At 72.0% G+C, this 14,418-nt stretch carries 10 protein-coding genes; 9 read left to right on the top strand and 1 reads right to left on the bottom strand.

The genetic code is table 11. From position 1 onward, the window contains the following. Nucleotides 1–2: 2 nt before the first annotated feature. The 4 genes from zwf (at nucleotide 3) to RWH43_RS13340 (ending at nucleotide 5,963) form a co-directional block, all read left to right on the top strand. Nucleotides 3–1,553 carry a glucose-6-phosphate dehydrogenase gene (zwf, locus tag RWH43_RS13355; protein ID WP_144833208.1) on the top strand — a complete coding sequence of 517 codons (1,551 nt, stop codon included), beginning with the start codon at nucleotides 3–5 and terminating at the stop codon, nucleotides 1,551–1,553. Then, nucleotides 1,550–2,497 carry a glucose-6-phosphate dehydrogenase assembly protein OpcA gene (locus tag RWH43_RS13350; RefSeq protein ID WP_144833206.1) on the top strand — a complete coding sequence of 316 codons (948 nt, stop codon included), beginning with the start codon at nucleotides 1,550–1,552 and terminating at the stop codon, nucleotides 2,495–2,497. Before zwf ends, RWH43_RS13350 begins: the two co-directional genes overlap by 4 nt. Further along, nucleotides 2,494–3,285, top strand: a complete 792-nt coding sequence (gene pgl, locus RWH43_RS13345) for a 6-phosphogluconolactonase (protein ID WP_154096733.1) — start codon at nucleotides 2,494–2,496, stop codon at nucleotides 3,283–3,285. Before RWH43_RS13350 ends, pgl begins: the two co-directional genes overlap by 4 nt. Before the next feature lie 149 nt (nucleotides 3,286–3,434). Then, a complete protein-coding gene (locus tag RWH43_RS13340) occupies nucleotides 3,435–5,963 on the top strand; it encodes a helix-turn-helix transcriptional regulator (protein WP_316001723.1) in 2,529 nt (842 codons plus the stop codon). A 121-nt stretch (nucleotides 5,964–6,084) separates the two neighbouring features. On the opposite strand, the gene RWH43_RS13335 is transcribed toward RWH43_RS13340, so the two are convergent. Next, nucleotides 6,085–7,407: a glycosyltransferase family 2 protein gene (locus RWH43_RS13335; protein ID WP_316001722.1), complete on the bottom strand. Its 1,323-nt coding sequence runs from the start codon at nucleotides 7,405–7,407 to the stop codon at nucleotides 6,085–6,087. Nucleotides 7,408–7,782: 375 nt separating this feature from the next. Here RWH43_RS13335 and RWH43_RS13330 point away from each other — a divergent pair, with 375 nt between their 5' ends. Genes RWH43_RS13330 through RWH43_RS13310 form a run of 5 tightly spaced genes read left to right on the top strand, consistent with a single transcriptional unit; the run spans nucleotide 7,783 to nucleotide 14,338 of the window. Continuing rightward, nucleotides 7,783–9,132 carry a nucleotide sugar dehydrogenase gene (locus tag RWH43_RS13330; RefSeq protein WP_144833198.1) on the top strand — a complete coding sequence of 450 codons (1,350 nt, stop codon included), beginning with the start codon at nucleotides 7,783–7,785 and terminating at the stop codon, nucleotides 9,130–9,132. A gap of 38 nt (nucleotides 9,133–9,170) precedes the next feature. Then, nucleotides 9,171–10,193: an NAD-dependent epimerase/dehydratase family protein gene (locus RWH43_RS13325; protein ID WP_144833196.1), complete on the top strand. Its 1,023-nt coding sequence runs from the start codon at nucleotides 9,171–9,173 to the stop codon at nucleotides 10,191–10,193. Then, nucleotides 10,193–12,001, top strand: coding sequence for a glutamine--fructose-6-phosphate transaminase (isomerizing) (gene glmS, locus RWH43_RS13320; RefSeq protein WP_316001721.1), 1,809 nt, complete (start codon nucleotides 10,193–10,195; stop codon nucleotides 11,999–12,001). The genes RWH43_RS13325 and glmS overlap by 1 nt, the downstream gene beginning before the upstream one ends. A 43-nt stretch (nucleotides 12,002–12,044) precedes the next feature. Continuing rightward, nucleotides 12,045–13,511 (top strand): polysaccharide deacetylase family protein, encoded by a 1,467-nt coding sequence (locus tag RWH43_RS13315; RefSeq protein WP_316001720.1) that lies wholly within the window; start codon nucleotides 12,045–12,047, stop codon nucleotides 13,509–13,511. Next, complete coding sequence (locus RWH43_RS13310; RefSeq protein ID WP_316001719.1) at nucleotides 13,508–14,338, top strand: hypothetical protein; 831 nt, start codon at nucleotides 13,508–13,510, stop codon at nucleotides 14,336–14,338. The genes RWH43_RS13315 and RWH43_RS13310 overlap by 4 nt, the downstream gene beginning before the upstream one ends. The last annotated feature ends 80 nt before the right edge of the window (nucleotides 14,339–14,418 follow it).

The following is a 14,418-nucleotide window of genomic DNA, read 5'->3' as shown; positions in this document are numbered from 1 at the left end:
GCATGGTCGTAGAGATCACACCGGGTCACAATCCCCTCCGCGATCCCGAGGATCGCCGACTGAACCGGATCGCCGGGCCCAGCGCCCTCGTGATCTTCGGCGTCACCGGCGACCTCTCGCGCAAGAAGCTCATGCCGGCGGTCTACGACCTCGCCAACCGCGGCCTGCTCCCTCCCGGCTTCGCGCTCGTGGGCTTCGCCCGCCGCGACTGGGAGGACCAGGACTTCGCGAAGGTCGTGTACGAGTCGGTCAAGCAGCACGCGCGCACGGAGTTCCGCGAGGAGACGTGGAAGGAGCTCCTCGAGGGCATCCGCTTCGTGCAGGGCGAGTTCGACGACCCCGAGGCGTTCGCGCGCCTGCGCGAGACCGTCGACAAGCTCGACGTCGAGCGCGGCACCATGGGCAACCACGCCTACTACCTGTCGATCCCGCCGAAGGCCTTCCCCCTCGTCACCACGCAGCTGAAGGCGTCGGGACTCGTGGGCGACAAGGCCGACGGCGTCAACGGCTGGCGACGCGTCGTCATCGAGAAGCCGTTCGGTCACGACCTGGCATCCGCTCGCGAGTTGAACGAGGTCGTCGAGAGCGCGTTCCCCGCCGACTCGATCTTCCGCATCGACCACTACCTCGGCAAAGAGACGGTGCAGAACATCCTCGCGCTGCGCTTCGCGAACGAGCTGTACGAGCCGATCTGGAACCGCAACTACGTCGACCACGTGCAGATCACCATGGCCGAGGACATCGGCGTGGGCGGTCGCGCCGGGTACTACGACGGCATCGGTGCGGCGCGCGACGTCATCCAGAACCACCTCCTGCAGCTGCTCGCGTTGACCGCGATGGAGGAGCCGATCAGCTTCAACGCCGCCGACCTGCGCGCCGAGAAGGAAAAGGTCCTCGCGGCGGTGCGCCTGCCCGAGAACCTCGCCGAGGCCACCGCCCGCGGGCAGTACGCCGGCGGATGGCAGGGCGGAGAGAAGGTGCTCGGCTTCCTCGAAGACGACGGGATGAACCCCGACTCGGTCACCGAGACGTACGCGGCCATCAAGCTCGAGATCAACACGCGCCGCTGGTCGGGCGTTCCGTTCTACGTGCGCAGCGGAAAGCGGCTCGGACGACGCGTGACCGAGGTCGCCGTGGTATTCAAGCGCGCTCCCCAGCAGCTGTTCTCGCACAGCCAGACGCAGGAGCTCGGTCAGAACGCCCTGGTCATCCGCGTGCAGCCCGACGAGGGCGTCACGATCCGCTTCGGCTCGAAGGTCCCCGGCGACGGCACGCAGGTGCGCGACGTCACCATGGACTTCGGCTACGGGCACGCCTTCACCGAGGCAAGCCCCGAGGCCTATGAGCGCCTCATCCTCGACGTGCTGCTCGGCGACCCGCCGCTGTTCCCGCGTCACGAGGAGGTCGAGCTCAGCTGGAAGATCCTCGATCCCATCGAGGAGTTCTGGGCCGCTCAGGGCGGTCCGCTCGAACAGTATTCGCCCGGGTCGTGGGGGCCGGCATCCGCCGACGAACTCCTCGCCCGCGACGGCCGCACCTGGAGGCGCCCGTGATCATCGATCTGCCCGACACCACCGTCAGCGCGATCTCGAAGAGTCTCGTCAGCGTGCGCGAAGAGGGCGGCGCCGTCGCCCTCGGTCGCGTGCTGACGCTCATCATCGTCACGCACCACGGCGCCGAAGAAGAGGTCATCGCCGCCGCGAACGACGCCTCGCGCGAGCACCCCATGCGGGTGATCGCGGTCTCCCTCGGCGACAGCGACGAGGAGCCGCGTCTCGACGCGCAGATCCGCGTGGGCGGCGACGCCGGCGCGAGCGAGGTCGTGGTGCTGCGCGCACACGGCCCCGCGGGATCCAACGCCGAGAGCCTCGTGACCGGACTCCTCCTGCCCGACGCCCCCGTCGTGGCGTGGTGGCCCGCCGAGGCTCCCGAGACCCCGTCGACCTCCGCGATCGGTCGCATCGCGCAGCGTCGCATCACGGATGCCTCGTCGCAGGCCGATCCGGCGGCGTGGGTCGCGCAGCTCGGCGAGCACTACGCGCCCGGCGACACCGACTTCTCGTGGACCCGCGTGACGCGCTGGCGCGAACAGCTGGCCGCGGTCCTCGACCAGCCGCCGTTCGAGCCGGTCACCGCGATCGAGGTGCGCGGTGCGGCGGATTCCCCGTCGACCGCCCTGCTGGCGGCCTGGCTCGGCATGAAGCTCGACGCGCCCGTCGACTACGCCTACCTGCCCGCCGACGAGTGGGCCAGCGGCATCAAGTCGGTGCGCCTCACCCGTCCGAGCGGCGACACGCTCCTCGAGCGGCCCGAGTCCGGTGTCGCGGTGCTGACGCAGCCCGGTCAGCCCACGCACGATCTGGCGTTCCCGCGCCGCACGCTGCGCGAGTGCCTCGCCGAAGAACTGCGCCGCCTCGACCCCGACCTGCTGTACGGGCGGGTCATCACCGAGGGTCACGACCTGCTCCTCGCCGCGAGCGAGCGGAGTGCATCGTGACCGAGAACGGCGCCGTCAAGCAGGTCATCATCAAGGCGGACGCCGACGCCCTGGCGTCGTACGTCGCGACGCGGTTCATGAACCGCGTCGTGAAGCGCGTCGCCGAAGGCAAGCGCATGCACGTCTGCCTCACCGGTGGCACGATGGGCGGAGCCGTGCTGCGCACCGCGGCGAAGGACGAGCGGGTCGGCGAGATCGACTGGTCGCTCGTGCACTTCTGGTTCGGTGACGAGCGGTTCGTGCCGCGCGACTCCGACGACCGCAACGAGAAGCAGGCCCGCGAGGCGTTCCTCGACCACCTCGACATCCCGGCCGAGAACATCCACGTCGTCGCCTCGACCGACGACGGGCTCGACCTCGATGCCGCCGCGATCGCCTACGCCGACGAGCTCGCGCAGTTCGCCCCCTCGGACCGCAGCGAGACCGGCCCCTGGCCGTCGTTCGACATCTGCTTCCTGGGCGTGGGTCCCGATGCGCACATCGCGTCGCTGTTCCCCGACCGGCCGGAGATCTCGGTCACCGACCGCGCAACCGTGCCGGTGCGCAACTCCCCCAAGCCGCCGAGCGACCGCGTCTCGCTGACGCGGCCGGTCATCAACTCGTCGAAGCGCGTCTGGATGGTCGTGGCGGGAGCCGACAAGGCCGCCGCCCTCGGTCTCGCCCTCGCGGGCGCGAGCTACCAGAGCGTCCCGGCCGCCGGGGCGAAGGGCCGCCGTCGCACGGCGTTCTTCGTCGACGAGGTCGCCGCCGATCAGGTGCCCCCGCAGCTCATCGACCGCGAGTACTGAGCCTCGACCCTTCTGCAGAGACCGGATGCCATGGCATCCGGTCTCTGCTTCTTGCTCGGTGTACTCGCGGCTGACGTCTCTTGTCGTGGGCGGCCCGTGCTCGTACGATTCGGGTGGGGGGCATCCTGATTCGCGCGAGGAGCGTTCGGATGCCATTTATTGGACGTGAGCGAGAAGTACGGGTCGCGTCGGACCTGGTCGGGTCGGGCAGTGGATCCGCGGGCCTGTTCGTCGGCGAGAGCGGGTCGGGCAAGACGGCCCTGGCACGTGAGCTCGCCGCTCGACACGGGGCCGTGCTGGTCACCGTCAGCCCGAACGAGCGCATGTGGCCGCTGTCGGGCCTCACCGCGGTGGCCGCCGCCCTCGACGACGGACGCCGGGCGGCTGTCGACGGCGTGCTGGCTCGCGGTCGCGACTGGCCCGAGCACCTCATCGCCGAGGAAGTCAGCCGCACCCTGCACCTCGTGCGCGGCGGAGCGTGCGTCGTGGTGATCGACGACCTCGACGACATGGACAGCGCGAGCATCACGGTGCTGTCGTACGTGTTCGGGCGCCTCCGCGGCACGGGCGTGAGCGTGCTGGCCACGAGCGGGACCCTGGAGGAGCGCCACGACTTCGCGGGCATGATGCAGACGCGCATCCGTCGGCTGTCGTTCGACGAATCGGTGGATCTCGCCCGCTCCGCTCTCGGCGACGCCTCGGCACCCGCCGTGCTGCGCATCGTCGCCGAGCTGTCGGCGGGTGATCCGGGCGTGCTCGCGGGACTCCGCCTGAGCGCCGCGGAGGCGACCGGCGACGAGCCGCTGAACGTGCCGCTGCGCCTGAGCGATCAGGCCCCCAGCCGCCGGCAGCGGCGCGAGGTCCGGGCGTTGGATCCGCGGTGGGGCGAGCTTCTCGACCTGCTCGCGGTCGGACCGGTGTACGGCACCGATCGTCTGCGGCGCGCAGCGCGTGAGAGCGGCGCTGACGTCGACGACCTCGTGGAGGAGGGACTCGTCGTCGTCCGCGGCCAGCTCGCCCGCATCGCCGACCCGGCGCGCCGCCTGCGCCGCCACGCCGGCCTCGGAGCCGACGACCGGCGGCGCCTGCACGCGCGCGCAGCCGACGACCACGCGGGGGCGTACCCCGCCATCCGCGGGTGGCACGGCAGCTTCCTCGAGCCGCACGCCGACCGCGAGCCCCTCCTCGCGGGAGCCGTCCTGCTGGCCCGCGAGGGCGAGGCGATGGCGGCCGTCGAGTTCGCCGAGCGGGCGCTGGCCGGTGACATCGACGAGGCCCTGCGTTCGAGGCGTCTCGTCGACCTCGGCGAGGCCCTCGTGTTCGGCGGGCACGACGAGCTCGGGCAGCACTACCTGCGCCGCGCCGGGGCGAGTTCAGACCCCGACACGCGCGCCCGCGGGGCGATGGCGCGGCTGCGCGCGCTCTCGGTGGTCGACCACGTCGTCGACGACAGCGTCCTGACGCACGTCGCACCCGGCGTCGGCGCCGAGGCCGCGGCATCCGAGAGACTCCTCTGCGAGAGCGCGGCCCTGCACCTGCACCGCGGAGAGGTGCACCTGGCCGCCGAGCGGATCTCGACCGCCGTGGAGATCGGCGTCGCCTCCACCCGCACGGCGCTGCTGGCGCACATGACGCGCGAGTTGGGCGGCCACTGCCCGGAGGTGTCCCCCGTGCACCTCATCGAGGCGGGCGAATCCCCCGCCGACGAGGCGATCCTCACCGCCGGCGTGCAGCTGCTGCGCGAGGATTACGCGTCGGCGCGACAGACGATCCGCGCCCAGCTCGACCGCCGGCCGCGGCTCGCTCCGCTGTGGCGCGAGCACCTCCTGCGTCAGCTGGTCACCGCCGAGGTGCGCGCCGGCGACCCGACCGCCGCGCGCGAGGCGGTCACGGCCTGGCAGCACGAATGGCTGCCCGGTCGTCGGCCCGACGCGGCGAGCACGCTCATCCTCGCCGCGGCGGCGCTCCTGGAGACTCCACCCTCGCGTACCGCCGAGCTCGTCCGCCAGGGACGCGAGCGTGCGCGTCGCGAGCGCGCGACGGCGCTGCTGCCGTGGTTCTGCGCCATCGACGGACTGCTCGCCCTCCGAGAGGGACGACCCGCGGATGCCGTCGACCAGCTCCGCACCGCGCAGGCGACGGCCCCCGACGCCGACCCCGCCGTCATGCGCATCGCCGCCGATCTCGTCGAGGCCCTGTGGCTCGCCGGACGCCGCGCCGAGGCCCTGCACGAACTCGACCGCCTCGAGCGGCTCGCCGCCGCCTCTCCCCGGCGGTGGACGCAGCTCGCGCTCGCCCGCGCCCGCGCCGTGTGCCGCTCGGCGCACGAGGGGGCCGCCGCGTTCTCCGAGGTCGCCGCCCTCTTCCGGCCCGACGACGCCCCCTTCGAGCGCGAGAACCTGCGTCTCGCGCGGCTGCGCTGCCTGCCCGACGACCCCACGGGCGCGATCCGCGCCCTCACCCCGGCGTCCGAGGGGTCGCTCGACACCGGCGCGCTCTCGCCGAACGAACAGGACATCGTCGCTCTCGTGGAGCGCGGCCTGCGCAATCGCGAGATCGCCGCAGCCCTGTACATCTCGCTGCGCACCGTCGAACTGCGCCTGACCGGGATCTACCGCAAGCTCGGGATCACCTCGCGCGTGCAGCTGATCGCGCACTTGCACGGCGCGGTGGGCTGAGCGGGAGGTTCTGCACCCTCGAGGTCACCTCGCGTGCACGGGCGGTCGCGCGCGTGGACGGAGCGTCGGGCTGAGCGCTGGCCCCCGCATGCGGGAATCACCGCACCTGCACGGCTCGGAATCACCTCGCGTGTGCAGCCGATCGCGCATCTGCGCGGAGCGCGAGCCGCGCCGTCGCCGCCGGGACCGCGGCGGGGCGTCGGTCGGGACTGCGCCAGCGACCGTCGGAAGGTCGCCCGAGCGCCGCGGTGAGCGCGCGCAGGCACAGGGCCGCGTCCCAGACCCGCATGAGCGGGTACAGCAGCATCGCCACGCGCGGCCGGGTTCCCGACATCAGGCAGACGAAGGCGCTCATCGTGAGGTCGACGAGCAGGAACCCCAGCAGGAGCGGGCCCACCGGCAGCACGGCGGCGACGTCGGCGGCCGTGGCGGCGACCTCCCCGCTGCCGAGCGCGCCCACCAGCGCCGCCGCGGTCGCGACGAGCAGCACCGGCAGCATGGCCACGAGCACGAGGCTCGACACCACCGTCTCGAGGGCGAAGAGACCGACCGAGGCCCAGAAGACCCCGCGGTGAGGACCGTGCCGGCGCACCGTCTGCCAGAAGCCGAGGCTCCACCGCCGCACCTGCGATGAATAGTCGCGCAGCACGTCGGGATCCTGGGTCTCGGCGATCGCGCACTCCGGGTGGAAGGCGATGCGTCCGAGCTTCTTGGCGTGCACCTCGAAGGTCATGTTGAAGTCCTCGATCGACAACCCGGGCGCGTCGATGTCGATGCGGTCGAGCACATCCGTGCGGTACAGGCTCGCGAAGCCGGGGACGATCGCCACGGCATCCGCCCCCTGCGCCGCCTGGCCGAACTTGTGCAGGTACTGCGTGCACACGTAGGTGCGCTCGCGGTACGCGGTGAGGAAGCGCCCCATGCGCGTGGCAGGGGCCTCCGTCGACGTCGTCGCCCGCCCCGCGACGGCCACGACGCCGTCGTCGGTGAACTGCGGCAGGGCCGTGCGCAGGTAGTCGGGGCGTGGGCGGGAGTCGGCGTCGAGCAGCAGCAGCAGGGCGAAGCGCTCGGCGATGCGGAAGTGCTCGAGTCCGGCGCGGATCGCCCCGGCCTTGCCGCGGTTGGGCCGCAAGTCCCACGCCACGGCCCCCGCGTCGCGCGCGCGGGCGACGGTGGCATCGCTCGAGCCGTCGGAGACGACGAAGACGTTCCCCTCCGGCACCAGTCGACGGGCCGCGAGCACGGCGTCGGCGATGACGAGCTCCTCGTTGTGCGCCGCGATGAGCACGGCGACGTCGGCGGGGCGGTAGTACATCGACGGCGTCAGCAGGGTTGCCGCTGGCCGTCGTTCCGCGACGAGCCGGCAGAGCGCCGCCAGGCCCCAGACGAGCGTGGACACGCCCACCGTGCAGACGGCGACGAGCACGACGAGAGCGGAGGTCATGGCATCCCACCTCTTCGGGTCTTCGGGGCGAGGGTTTCGGGTCGCGGTTTCGGGTCGCGGGGCGGCGGCGGCATCCGGATCGCGTGTACGAGACGAGCGAGCGGATGCCGTGTCGAGCCCGACCGTACGCGAGCAGGGCCCCGCTGCGACCGCGTCGGCCCGCAGTCGCTGTTGCGGTTTCCCGCATATCCGGTTGCGGTCCGCGGGACCCCGCATGATCGCCCCGGGTTCCTTGACCCGCCCGTGCCCGGCGCAGCACTGTGAACCGCGGATCAGCTCCGATACCACCTCGCCAGCTGACGCACCACCCGATTCGTCCGAGGGGGCGCCGCATTTCCCCCGCCGTCCTCTCGGACCCGCTGTTGGAGGATGAAGATGTCCACGATCGACGTCCGCGCTGACGAACTCGCCCCGTCTCAGCCGCGTACTCACGACACCGCCCCGCTCACCCCGCCCTCGCCGGCGTTCGACTTCGACGTCGCGATCGTGGGGCTCGGCTACGTCGGACTCCCGACGGCCCTGGCCTACCACGCCAGCGGCTCGCGGGTCCTGGCGCTCGACGTCTCGCCCCGCCGGCTGCGCACCATCGCCGCGCGCGGCGCCGACCTCATCGACACCGACCGCGAACGCCTCGACACGGCGCTGCGGACGCCCGCGGCGTTCCGCCTCACCAGCGACACCGCCGAGCTCTCGCGGGCCGCCGCCATCATCGTGTGCGTACCGACTCCGGTCGACCACCAGCAGGTCCCCGACCTCGCCCCGCTGCGGGCGGCATGCGCCACCGTCGTCGCCGCCGCCCGCCCCGGTCAGCTCGTCATGCTCACCTCGACCACCTACGTCGGCTGCACGCACGACCTCGTCGAGGCTCCCCTGCGCGAGCGCGGGTTCGAGATCGGCCGCGACGTGTTCGTCACCTTCAGCGCCGAGCGCATCGACCCCGGCAACATCGGCTTCGCGCAAGAGGTCGTCCCCCGCGTCGTGGGCGGCGCCACCCCGCAGTGCGAGGAGGAGGGCGCGCGCCTGCTCGCCCGCTACGCCGCGCGGGTGCACCGGGTGTCGAGCCTGGCCACCGCCGAGATGACGAAGCTGCTCGAGAACACCTTCCGCGCCGTCAACATCGCCCTCGCCAACGAGTTCGCCGACATCTGCGGGGCCCTCGACGTGCCCGTCACCGAGGTGATCGAGGCCGCGAGCACCAAGCCCTACGGCTTCATGGCGTTCTACCCCGGTCCCGGGGTCGGCGGCCACTGCATCCCGTGCGATCCGCACTACCTGCTCTGGCAGCTCAAGGCGCTGCACGTCGACGCGGGGGTCATCACCGAGGCGATGACGCGCATCGCCGCGCGTCCGCGCCGGGTGGTCGACCGCATCCGAGACGTGCTCGGTCGCGCCGGCAAGGGCACGCTCGGCGCCCGCGTGCTCGTCGTCGGCGTCACCTACAAGCCCGACGTCGCCGACCTGCGCGAGTCCCCCGCCCTCGAGATCATCGACCACCTCATCGACGTCGGCGCCGAGGTGCAGTACGTCGACACGCACGCCCCGCACATCCACCTCGATTCCGGTCGCGAGCGCGACTCGCTGCCCGATCCGGCGGCGTTCCACCCCGACATCGTGCTCGTGCACACCCGCCACCACGACGCCGACCTGGCGTGGCTCGACGGCGACGCGGTCGTCGTCGACGGCACTTACCGCAGCTCCGACATCGCCGGGCGGGTGCTCCTGTGAGCGGCGTTCCGGTCTACCCCGCATCCGGAGGATCGCACATGAAGACACTCGTCACCGGCGGCGCCGGCTTCGTCGGCAGCCACCTCGTCGAACACCTGCTCGATCGCGGCGACGAGGTCGTCGTGCTCGACGACCTGTCCACTGGGTCGGCGCGCAACCTCGCGGGGGTGGCCCACGACCCGCGGCTCGAGATGATCCACGGCTCGATCCTCAACGCCAAGACCGTCGACACCGCCATCCGCGGCTGCGATCGCGTGTTCCACCTGGCCGCTGCGGTGGGCGTCAAGCTCATCGTCGAGCAGCCGTTGCGGGGCCTGCGCATCAACATCCACGGCACCGAGAACGTGCTGACCGCCGCGATCGAGCATCAGGCCTCGGTCCTTCTGGTGTCCACGAGCGAGGTCTACGGCAAGAACACCGCCGACCGACTGCGCGAGGACTCCGACCGCATCCTCGGCGACCCGCTGCTGTCGCGCTGGACCTATGCCGGAGCCAAAGGCATCGACGAGGCGTTCGCGAAGGCGTACTGCGACCAGGAGGGTCTCGACGTCGCGATCGTGCGCCTGTTCAACACCGTCGGTCCGCGCCAGACCGGGCGCTACGGCATGGTGCTGCCCAACCTCGTGGGCCAGGCGCTGCGCGGGCACCCGCTGACGGTGTTCGGCGACGGCCTGCAGACGCGGTGCTTCTCGGCCGTCGAAGACGTCGTCCCTGCGATGGTGCAGATCGAGCGCGACCCGCGGGCGCGTGGGCAGGCCTACAACCTCGGCGGGGCGCGCGAGATCTCGATCCTCGATCTGGCGCGCGAGATCATCGAGACCCTCGACAGTCGCAGCGAGATCGCGCTCGTGCCCTACGAGCAGGCCTACGCCGCCGGGTTCGAAGACATGCGCCGGCGGGTGCCCGACAACACCAAGGCCCACGACCTGGTGGGCTACGAGCCGCACACCTCCCTCACCTCGACGATCATGCGCGTCGCCGCCGATCTGCTCGCCCGCGAGAGGCTGGGGTCGGATGCCATGCCCCTGGCCGGCGCAGGGACGTTCCGGGGCGTGGTCTGATGTGCGGCATCACCGCGTACCGCGGCCCGTCCGCCGCCGCGTCGCGGGCGCGCGCCGCTCTCGAGCGGCTCGAGTATCGCGGCTACGACTCGGCCGGCGTCGCCGCACGTCACCCCGACGGGACCCGCGTGCACCTGCGCACGCTCGACGGCGTCGCGGCGCTCGCGGAGCCCGTGGGCGAGAGGGCGGCGGATGCCACGACCGCGGCGATCGGCCACACCCGCTGGGCCACGCACGGTGGGGTGACCGAGTCGAACGCCCATCCGATCGAGGACTGCGGCGGGCAACTGTTCATCGTGCACAACGGCATCGTCGAGAACGCCGACGTGCTGCGGGCCCACCTGATCGCGGCGGGGCACCGCTTCGCCAGCGAGGTCGACAGCGAGGTCATCGTGCACCTCGTCGAGCAGGCCCACCGCCCGGGTGTCGGCCTCGGCGACGCGCTCGCCGACGCGGTCACGCGTCTCGAGGGAACGTGGGCCGTCGTCGCCCTCGACACCCGCACGGGCGCTCTGGCCGCGACCGCGCACGGCTCTCCCCTCGTGTTCGCCGAGGGCGACGAGGGGGCGTACTTCGCCAGCGACGTCGGGGCGATCACGCCGGTCGTGTCGGCCTTCCGCGTGCTCGAAGACGACGACGTCGTCGAGGTGTCGGCCGAGGGCATGCGGTGGCATCGCGCGGGCGGCAGCTGTCGTCCGCGGGGCCTCTGGCCCGTGCCGAAGACGGCCCTGCTGTCGACCAAGGGGCGTCACCGCGACCACATGGGCAACGAGATCGACGAGCAGCCGCTGGTCGCCCAGCGCGTGGTCGACGCCCTCGCCCCCGCGATCACCGACGGACTGCTGTGGCGCGGGCTCGGCCTGCCGCCCCTCGACGAGATCGACCGCGTCGCCATCATCGGCTGCGGTACCTCGCTGCACGCGGGGCGCGCGATCGCGGGCGTCTTCTCGCGCGTCGGCGGTCTGCCCACGCGCGCCCTCGTCGCCAGCGAAGCCGCGCACGAGGTGTGGGAGCCCCGCACGCTGGTGATCGCCATCAGTCAGTCCGGAGAGACCGCCGACGTGCTGCGGGCCCTGCAGGGGCTTCCTGCCGAGCACGGCACGGTGCTGGCCCTCACCAACAACCCCTCGTCGTCCCTGGCCCGGCGCGCCGACGCCGTGATCGACTGCCTCGCCGGTCCCGAGATCGGGGTCGCGGCGACGAAGACCTTCGTCGCGCAGGTGCTCACGGGTGTCTGCGTCGCGCTGTCGGGGCTGACCGTCTCGCATCGGGCGGATGCCACCCTGCTCGACGCCGACGTCCGTGCCCTCACCGCGACCCCCGAGGCGCTGTCGACGGCGCGCGACACGTGGCGGGGCCCTGCCGCGACCCTCGCGGCCGAGTTCGCCCGGGCGTCGGGCTTCCTCTTCCTCGGCCGCGGCGCCGGACTCGTCTACGCCGCGGAGGGCGCGCTCAAGCTGAAGGAACTGTCGTACCGCTGGGCCGAGCACCAGCCGGCGGGTGAGCTCAAGCACGGGCCGTTGGCCCTGGTGGATGCCGGCACTCCGGTGTTCATCGTCGACGACGGCGACCCGCGCCTCGAGGTCGACATCGCCGAGGTGACGGCGCGCGGGGGCCGCGTCATCCGGCTCGGTGAACGCATCCTCCGCGTGGGCGGACTCCCCCTCCACCTCCCCCGCACCGGGCCGTCGTGGGGGCCGCTCGAGACCGTCGTGCCCCTGCAGATGTTCGCCCGCGAACTCGCCCTGCGCCTGCATCGCGACGTCGACAAGCCCCGCAACCTGGCCAAGTCGGTGACGGTGTCCTGAGCCTTCCTCCCCCCACCTCGCCCCGCACGAAAGGCAGTCCTCCATGACCCGACGAGACCTCCGTATCGCCCGGCGGCGCCCACCCACGTCTCCACGCCGACCGTGGGTGCGCGCCCTCGCGGTGCTCGCGACCCTCGGGGTGGCGGTGGCGGGCTCCGTCGCGCTCGCCCCCGCCCCCGCCGAGGCGGCCACCCGCACCGTCGTCAGCCTCACGTTCGACGACGGCAACGCCGATCAGCTGAAAGCGCTGCCCGCGCTCCAGGCCAACGGCATGAAGGCGACCTTCTACATCCCCTCCGGCTACATCGGCGCGTCGACCTACATGACCCGCACCGACCTGACGAACCTCAAGAACGCCGGCATGGAGATCGGCGGGCACACCGTCAACCACGCCGATCTGACCGCGGTCAGCCTCGACGAGGCCACGCGCCAGATCTGCCAGGATCGCAAGAACCTCACCTCGTGGGGCTTCAACGTCCGCAGTTTCGCCTATCCCTTCGCCGACGCGAACGCCGACGTCGAGAAGGCCGTCGCGGCGTGCGGGTACAACAGCGGCCGCCTGCTGGGCGACATCAAGAGCCGCTTCGGCTGCTCCGACTGCGGGTACGCCGAGAGCATCCCGCCCGCCGATCCCTACGCCCTCGCCGCTCTCGACCAGGTCGACTCGACGTGGACGCTCGCCGACCTGCAACAGGGCGTGACGAACGCCGAGAAGAACGGCGGCGGATGGGTGCAGTTCACGTTCCATCACGTCTGCGACGACGCGTGCGACGATCTGGCGATCTCCACCTCGGTGTTCAGCCAGTTCCTGTCGTGGCTCAAGACCCGGCAGGCGGCGGGCACCGTCGTCAAGACCATCGGCAGCGTCGTCGGAGGCACCACGAAGCCCGTCGTGAACGGCCCCTCCGTGCCGGCGGCGACCGGATCGACCAACGGCATCGTCAACCCGAGCATGGAGACCGGCGCCCCCGACTGCTGGATGCGCGGGGGCTACGGCAGCAACACCGCCGGCTTCAGCACCGGCTCCCCCGCGCACACGGGCAACATCGCCAGCGGGATCACGATGAGCGACTACGTCGACGGCGACGCGAAACTCCTGCCGCAGTTCGATCTCGGCCAGTGTTCGCCGACGGTGACACCGGGGCGCACCTACGCGCTGCGCGAGTGGTATCAAGCCAGCGGACCGACGCAGTTCGCGGTCTATCTGCGTTCGACGACGGGCACGTGGTCGTACTGGACCTCGAGCCCCTGGTTCGCCTCGGCGACGGCGTGGACCGAGGCCGACTGGACGACCGCGGCGATCCCCGCCGGCTACAACGGCATCAGCTTCGCCCTGAACATCTTCGGCAACGGAACGCTGCGCACCGACGACCTCGGTCTGTACGACAGCGCGAGTGCTCCGCCGGTGACCGCCCTGACGAAGACCGCTCCGCTCGCGAAGACCACTCCGGGCACCCCGCAGGGCCCGATCGAGACCGTGCACCCGACCGAGAGCGACCTCAGCGGATGACGCGACCCCCTCGCCGGACGGCGGCGATCACCCCCGCGGTGGTCGCCGCCGTCGGCGGGGTGGGACGACGATCCCGGATGCCGCGCCGGCACCGCCCCGCCACGGCGGTCGCCCTGGCGGTGCTCGCCGTCGTCGGCGTGACGGCGTGCACCCCCGCGCAGCCCGACCGTCCGCAGACGGGATACCCCTGGCACACCGACATCGTCTCGACGACGTTCTGGGTAGGTGAGGTCTTCGACCCGAACGCCTCTGATGGCAGCCAGCGCATCTCGACCTACGACTCCGACTGGCTGGGGTCGTACGGCGGATGCGACGGCGTCGTCGACGGCGACTCGTGCCGCACCGAGGCCCGCACCGCGGCCGACGACTACTTCCCCACGCGCATGACACCGCGCGAGAACCCGTTCTACCTCGACCTGCCCTTCGACGACGTCAACGACGACGAGGGCTTCGCGACCCGGGGAGAGGTGGTCCCGTGGGCGGACAGCGGGCCGTATGCGGCCATCGCCGACGATCCGACGCAGAGCCTGATGAAGAATCGCTGGGTGGTCCTGCGCAAGGGCGACCGCACCTGCTACGGCCAGATCGAAGACGCCGGCCCCGGCGAGTACCGAGACGCCGCCTACGTCTTCGGCGCCGACGACCGGCGCCCCGCGAACGCCCGCTACAACGGCGCGGGCCTCGACGTGTCGCCCGCTCTGAACGGCTGCCTCGGCTTCGCGGAGCTCGACGGCGACGACGACACGGTCGACTGGGCCTTCGTCGACGACGCCGACGTGCCCGACGGACCGTGGACCAGGATCGTCACGGATTCCCCCGTCCGCTGAGCGGATGCCGTGCACGAGGGCGTCTGCTCGCCGGACGCCGAGAAAGCAGAAGGGCCGGATGCCATGGCATCCGGCCCTTC

This window comes from Microbacterium algihabitans (genome assembly GCF_032464975.1).
Taxonomy (GTDB): domain Bacteria; phylum Actinomycetota; class Actinomycetes; order Actinomycetales; family Microbacteriaceae; genus Microbacterium; species Microbacterium algihabitans.
The sequence above is the reverse complement of the archived record's forward strand: the minus strand, read 5'-3'. Positions and strand labels throughout refer to the sequence as shown.